Source organism: Paraburkholderia sp. BR10923 (assembly GCF_040948765.1).
GTDB lineage: Bacteria > Pseudomonadota > Gammaproteobacteria > Burkholderiales > Burkholderiaceae > Paraburkholderia > Paraburkholderia youngii.
This window is the reverse complement of sequence record NZ_JBFPKO010000081.1, coordinates 1-5,995: the sequence shown is the minus strand read 5'-3', so window position 1 is coordinate 5,995 and position 5,995 is coordinate 1. Positions and strand designations below refer to the sequence as shown.

Sequence of the window (5,995 nt, the reverse complement as noted above, 5' to 3'; positions counted from 1 at the left end):
CCGAAGAGGCGACCCTCGAGCAGCTCGTGTTCGTGACCAAAATGCGCTGGCGCATCGAGCGCGACTATCAGGACCCGAAACAGGAGTTCGGGCTCGGCCATTACGAAGGGCGAGGCTGGCGTGGCTTGCACCACCACGCCACGCTGAGTATCGCTGCATATGGGTTTCTGATGGCTCAGCGACTCAGGATGCGCTCGGATGAGCGCGATAAAAAAACTTCCCGGAACGCGCGATGCCTGCCCTTCCCTCCGATTACATCCCCCGGGGCAGTCCAGCGCGCTCAACGCCACGTTCCCGATTCCATTACCACGTTGCGTATCCTGCTTGGACTACGGCTCATGCAACGATGGCATTCTTCCTGTACGGTAATAGGCTGCATAACTGATTATGTGACACAGTAAGACTAGGGGCTCGTCGATTGTCTGGCCGTCTGCGACCACCACGTTGCGTTTTTCGACCAAACCCTTCGTATTCACGACCTCGGAACGACAGTCGGCTGGCCCCATCATCAGGAGTCCGATGCGGCGCGTGACAACTGCTGAACGTTGCTTGCAGCGTTCTCTATCGTCAGATCGCTCCTGCGCTTGACCTGCCCTTCAAGTGACGCACGCGGGCCGAGACGGATCGTCCCGTAGTAGTAGACGTTGCCTATCACGCGGCCATTGATCTCCAGAGCGCCGCGGGCATGGACGTCGCCTTCGACGGTTCCGTCCACCCTGACATGCTCGCCTTCGACCTGACCCTTCACCATGCCTCCCGGGCCGATGTGGACGAGGCCGGAACTTGAAACGACATTCCCGTCCACGATGCCGAAGTTACTGATACCGTGATCGAGGATGACGTCACCGTGGATCGATAGCCCCGCGGACAGGAGCGTGACATTAAGCGGCTGTTGCTTCATCGGTCGCCTCATCAGAATAGCTGCACATCGCGCGACTTTGAGGGCTGTGCTTTGGGTTGCGCTGGAGCGGCCGGCTCGGCGATATCGCTGTTTGCAGTGGCCGCCGCGTGGTGGGTAAGGCGATGCAGAGGACGCAAGGCAGGGCGCGACTCGACCCTCGGAGCATCCTGCGCCGACCCGCCGGGAACCGCTTTCGCCTGGGTTGTGGCGGGCACAACTGGGGGCGTGCCGCGGGCTGGTTGTTATTCGGGGCATCGGTCACCTTCGGCGCAAGTTTGGAGGGCTCTGTTGCAGGCGACGGCGACGAAATCCCACTGACAGAAGTAGCGGACGGCGAAGATCGCTGCATCCGAATGGGGGATGCTGCTGCGTTTACGGCAGAAGCATGCGGAGCCTGGGCGACTGGAGCAGCCGGTAGAAGCGACTGAGAAGCGAGAGTGCGGGCATCGACGTCCGCGAGTGCGGACTGAGCCGCCGGTCTGTGCGTGTCGAGGTCACTCGACACAAGCGGACGTGCGGGCGCGGCGTTGATCGGCATCGTACCGTCGGAGCTGCCAGCAGGAACCGGAGACGACTTCGCCGGGTTGGGTGCGACCGGCACTTTCGGCGCCACGACCGTATCATGCATCGCGCGCCAGATACGCGCGGCGCTTACTCCACCGCCTGCAGCTAAAGCGGCAATCGCAAGCGCGAGGACTGCAGGCTTGCCGGCCTTGCGTAGCACAGTCCCAATACTCCGCTTGTGCAGTCACCTTTTCCTGAAGACGCTTTTCAAGAATTTCGATCTGTGCAGAAAGGGTGGCAATGACCGCCGCGTTCGCCCTGATCGCCAGCGCCACGTCCTCTTGCAGCCGCATCTGGTCGATGGTTTCGGCGCTCAGGCCCATGGCCTGATTGCTGGTGATGCGAGTGCCATGCTGACGGGCCGTGATGTTTTCGACCGCGAGGATATGCTGGCAGCGACTTCGCACCAGTTGCATCCGCTTCCTCGCCAGATCCCGGACGGCACGTTGTTCCGGCGGCAGGATGGCTCCCGTAGGCAGGATCCCGAGCCGCATCAGGTGTGCAAGGTAGCGAACATCAGTTTCGTCGCCGCTGTGCTTGAGCCCCTCGTATTTTTTAATCGCAGCGGTATGCGCCAGATCCACGGTGAAACCGGCAGCCTGAAGGCCATCAACAAGCCAGTACCAGTTGAACGTTGATTCGACGACGACTCCCGCCAGCTCGTCGCGCCATGGCGTGAGTATTCCGAGAATCTTCGCCAGATCGTTGGGGAGGCGCTTTTCGGCCACCACCCGATCATTTTCATCGGTCACCGTTACGACGCTGTTGTTCGAATGCAGGTCGATTCCGCTATATTTCATCTCAGCCTCCCTCTGGTTAAAGCTGTTCGCAAACTCACTTTAACCCCGCCGCCTCCACGACCACGGTGGGAGGCCCGCTGATATGACTCCCGGTGTCAATCGGGATCGGTTTTTCAGTTTGTCGAATTCATATTGTCGGAATTTCCTGAGGGCGACGTAGCAGTACATCTCGACGGTGGATCATGCTGATATCCGCGGGTTGGCTACCGCATTACAGAAGTCCGTCCGATGAGCCTGCCGCTATCTATTGAGAGTTACGTAAATCATGACATTACCAAAGCTCGGCTTGCTTCCAGCAGGCAACGATAATCGATTTGCGCTTCTGGCCGCTCTTGAGCTTGCTTCGAGCGGTGTGCTTCAGCTCGGCCAGGTTATCAGGGCAGAAGTTCGCCAATGCGTGCCGCTTGAGCCAGGCCCAAAGGTATTCGACTGGATTCAGGTCCGGGGCGTAGCCGGGCAGCAGCGCCATCTGGATTGCGCCATCCGTGCTGTCAAGGTATTCGCGCACGACACGGCTCTTGTGCTGCGCTGCGCCGTCCCACACGATCATCAGCTTGCGTCTGAGTTGCGCGCGCAGCGCTTTGAGGAATTCGATGATTTGCGCGCTTTTGATCGCGCCGTCGTGCAGGCGGAACACGAAGTTGGTACGGTTAAGACCGGCGATGGCCGAAACGTGCTTCCAGTTGAAGTGGTACTGAATGATCGGCGTGCAGCCCTTGGGCGCCCAGGTGCGCACTCGTGTGGGGCGCTCCGAGAGGCCGGATTCGTCAATGAAGACGATCAGTCGTCCTTCGGCGGGACACTTTTTTTGAGCGTGGGCCAGGTCTTGCGCTTCCAGGTCAGTACCGCGTCCTCGTTGCGCTCGATCGCCCGGCGCTCCGGCTTTTGCGAGCTGAACCCCAAGGCGCCCAGCAACCGCCAGACATGTACCTCGCTGAAGGTAACGCCGTACAGTCGCTCGATGAGCACCCGTACGCGCTTGAGCGTCCACAGTTCGGTACGGAATCCGTGTATCAACGGGCTCTGCAGCAGCGCTGCGCGCAAACCTTCGAGTTGGGCCGCATCCAGTTGGGCCGGTCGCCCCGTGGCCATCACGCGAAGCGCATCGATGCCACCTTCTTCGAGTCGGGCCTTCCACGTGTATGCGGTCTGCCGCGCCACTCCGACCATCTTTGCCGCTTCGGCGGGCGTCTTTCCCGCCAACATCAAGCGACCGGCACGCACCCGCTTGCGCGTAGCATCGTCCATTTTGGCCATCAACCGAGTCTCCCTTCAACGCGATGACCGTATAACGCACCAGCAGAGAATCGGTTGTCATGAATTTAGTAAAACTCAATAGTCTCGCGGTTCGGTGGTATTTCCGGTTCCAACTTGGCCTGCGTGATATTGAAGAACTGCTGTTCGAGCGCGGTGTCGTTGTCAGTTACGAGACGACCCGCCGCTGGTGCGACAAATTCGGCGCGGGCTTCGCACATCGCGTCAAAGCTGCTCGCCGCAAGCCTGGGCGCACATGGCATCTGGACGAAGTCTTCGTTACGTTGCGCGATGAGCCTTATCTGCTCTGGCGGGCAGTCGACCAGCACGGCGCCGAACTCGACATCCTGCTGCAGAAACATCGCGATAAGGCCGCAGCAAAGCGCTTCTTCAACCGCGTGCTGGCCGCCTGTGCCGACGCGCCACGAAGGATTGTCACCGATCAGCTTCGCAGCTACCCGGCAGCCAAGGCCGACATCCCCGAACTGGAAAACATCAAACACGTCTTCGTCAAGGCTGTGGCCCGGGTGAACAACCGGGCAGAGAACAGTCATCAGCCTACGCGTGAACGTGAGCGGCGCATGCGCGGATTTCGTGACCCGAAGCGCACGCAGGCTTTTCTCTCCAGCTTCGGCCTGATCCGGCAGCACTTCGCGCTCAAGCGACACCTGCTACGGGCTTCACGCTATCGCAAACAACTCGCATCCCGATTCGCTGCGTGGCGCGAATTCACCGGCATCGCTCAAAATCCGTCGACTGTCTCCTGAGCGATTGACTCTTCGCAGTAGTCCGTGCCACTGCCGACAAGTTGACAATGCCGCCCGAAAACATACAGCAACCCGCCAATCAGCATCATTTTCGCTTCCCCTTTTGGTAGTCCTGCCGTGCGCCGACGATCTGCACGATTTCGATGATGCCGGCCTGCTTCAATACCCGGTAGACCAGAATGTAGTTCGGCCCCAGCACCATTTCGCGCGTGCCGCGCACACGGCCGGCACGGTACAGTTCGGGATGCTCGGGCAAGACGTCGGTTTTCCGCTCGATTTCATCGTCCAGCTCAAGCGCGGCAACCGGGTTGTCGGCCGCAATGTAATCAAAGATTCTGTGCCGTTTCTCGCGCGCCTTCGCGCGCCACTCCACGATCAAGATTTAGCCCCGCGTGCGAGCCGCCTGCGCAATGCCGCCTTCTTCTCTGCCATCTCCTGCTGCACCTGCGCGTGCGGCACGTTCGGGCGCGGGTCGTCCATCGACTCCTGCACCTGCTCGCGGAACCACTTGTCATAGGCGCGTGCGGCGTGCGCCTCCTTCAGCGCGGCCGATCGGTCGGGCCGCGTGGTGCGCTCGATCGAGTCAGGATCGAAGCCGGCCGCGTCCACGTCGAAGCGGCTGATACCCATGTCGCGCAGGAAACTCACGAGCGTTTCGAGCTTGCGGAACACGCGCACGTCGCCGCGCTTGGCCGACAGGAAACGCTCGGTCAGGCCGTACTTGGCCGCAAGCGTCCAGCCGTTGCCGTGGCCGACGACATGCGCCGCGCGCACGGCGCCGGCTTCCACGAGCCGCGTAAGGGTCTTCTGGTCGATGGTTTCGGTTGCCATGTGGATCTCACTCAACGAGTTTGGGACGCCATGCGCGCACGATGGCCTCGAACTGCGGGCCGCAGCCCAGCGTCTCGGGATAGCTGTTCGCCCGCGAGGCGAGGCGGAACACCACGCACATATCGTCCATAATGGTGTCGTCCACGCCCCATGCGGTCGTGAGGTCGTAGCTGCCGCACTGGCCGGCGTTCCACCAGGCCAGCAGGAAGTCGGCCACGCGCCGGCTCTGGCCGGTGTCGCCGCGTGCGTGCTCGACCAGGCGCTCGAGCGCCGCGCGTTCGGCTGGGGCCATCTGTACGGGTTGCATCGTCACTCCATAGGGCCGGCTCGCGCCGGCAACGGTATTGGGGTACCTACAATTATTGTACGCCAACCCATTTTACTGTAAAGTGGGGGTCGGGGTATTTTTGAGCGTCGCGGCGGTTGGACATAACGCCTGTTCTACGTGAGAGCGGCAATCAACCGCATCAGCAAAAAAGGGCACCTCGGTGCCCTTTTTCATGAGATTGCGCGCCTCCCGAAGGGCCGGGAAGACGTAAAAGAAGGTCGTCGATGTCGATATCGTCAAACGGGTTCGGAATGACGGTGCGCGCGATGAAGCAGCCAATCACCGGCACGTCGCCGAATACTTCGCGAAGTTTTCGGGCTGCTGCAGCGAAGTGGGCGCCACGCGTGAGCACGTCGTCGAAGAGAAAAATAGCCGCAGGACGCTCGTCCGGCTTGCCTTTCTCAGGGTCGAAGGCCAGATCGGGGCATTGTCAACTTGTCGGCAGTGGCACGGACTACTGCGAAGAGTCAATCGCTCAGGAGACAGTCGACGGATTTTGAGCGATGCCGGTGAATTCGCGCCACGCAGCGAATCGGGATGCGAGTTGTTT

General features: G+C 60.8%; 8 protein-coding genes and 1 pseudogene. 2 read left to right on the top strand and 7 right to left on the bottom strand.

What is annotated here, in order from left to right:
- A pseudogene (locus AB3X94_RS41080) lies at positions 1–385 on the top strand (hypothetical protein); the annotation flags it as partial.
- Positions 386–508: 123 nt separating this feature from the next.
- Here AB3X94_RS41080 and AB3X94_RS41075 read toward each other — a convergent pair.
- The 3 genes from AB3X94_RS41075 to AB3X94_RS41065 all read right to left on the bottom strand — a co-directional run bounded on the left by AB3X94_RS41075 (position 509) and on the right by AB3X94_RS41065 (position 3,522).
- Positions 509–901, bottom strand: a complete 393-nt coding sequence (locus AB3X94_RS41075) for a polymer-forming cytoskeletal protein (RefSeq protein WP_368594197.1) — start codon at positions 899–901, stop codon at positions 509–511.
- A 620-nt stretch (positions 902–1,521) separates the two neighbouring features.
- Positions 1,522–2,265, bottom strand: a complete 744-nt coding sequence (locus AB3X94_RS41070) for a transposase (protein ID WP_368614420.1) — start codon at positions 2,263–2,265, stop codon at positions 1,522–1,524.
- A 271-nt stretch (positions 2,266–2,536) separates the two neighbouring features.
- Positions 2,537–3,522 (bottom strand): IS630 family transposase gene (locus AB3X94_RS41065; protein ID WP_368614419.1). Its coding sequence is split into 2 segments (ribosomal slippage): positions 2,537–3,063 and positions 3,063–3,522, totalling 987 coding nucleotides; the frame shifts between segments, so codons are not numbered across the junction.
- A gap of 59 nt (positions 3,523–3,581) precedes the next feature.
- On the opposite strand from AB3X94_RS41065, the gene AB3X94_RS41060 reads away from it, so the two are divergent.
- Positions 3,582–4,286 carry an IS6 family transposase gene (locus tag AB3X94_RS41060; RefSeq protein WP_368614418.1) on the top strand — a complete coding sequence of 235 codons (705 nt, stop codon included), beginning with the start codon at positions 3,582–3,584 and terminating at the stop codon, positions 4,284–4,286.
- Positions 4,287–4,371: 85 nt separating this feature from the next.
- On the opposite strand, the gene AB3X94_RS41055 is transcribed toward AB3X94_RS41060, so the two are convergent.
- The 4 genes from AB3X94_RS41055 to AB3X94_RS41040 all read right to left on the bottom strand — a co-directional run bounded on the left by AB3X94_RS41055 (position 4,372) and on the right by AB3X94_RS41040 (position 5,797).
- Entirely contained in the window at positions 4,372–4,665 is a 294-nt protein-coding gene (locus AB3X94_RS41055) for a type II toxin-antitoxin system RelE/ParE family toxin (protein ID WP_176112381.1), read from the bottom strand.
- Positions 4,662–5,117, bottom strand: a complete 456-nt coding sequence (locus AB3X94_RS41050) for a hypothetical protein (RefSeq protein ID WP_368594300.1) — start codon at positions 5,115–5,117, stop codon at positions 4,662–4,664. The genes AB3X94_RS41055 and AB3X94_RS41050 overlap by 4 nt, the downstream gene beginning before the upstream one ends.
- A gap of 7 nt (positions 5,118–5,124) precedes the next feature.
- A complete protein-coding gene (locus tag AB3X94_RS41045; RefSeq protein WP_368594299.1) occupies positions 5,125–5,424 on the bottom strand; it encodes a hypothetical protein in 300 nt (99 codons plus the stop codon).
- Between the two features lie 160 nt (positions 5,425–5,584).
- The gene (locus AB3X94_RS41040; protein WP_176112378.1) at positions 5,585–5,797 is read right to left on the bottom strand and encodes a hypothetical protein; all 213 of its coding nucleotides are present in this window, start codon (positions 5,795–5,797) and stop codon (positions 5,585–5,587) included.
- Between the last annotated feature and the right edge of the window lie 198 nt (positions 5,798–5,995).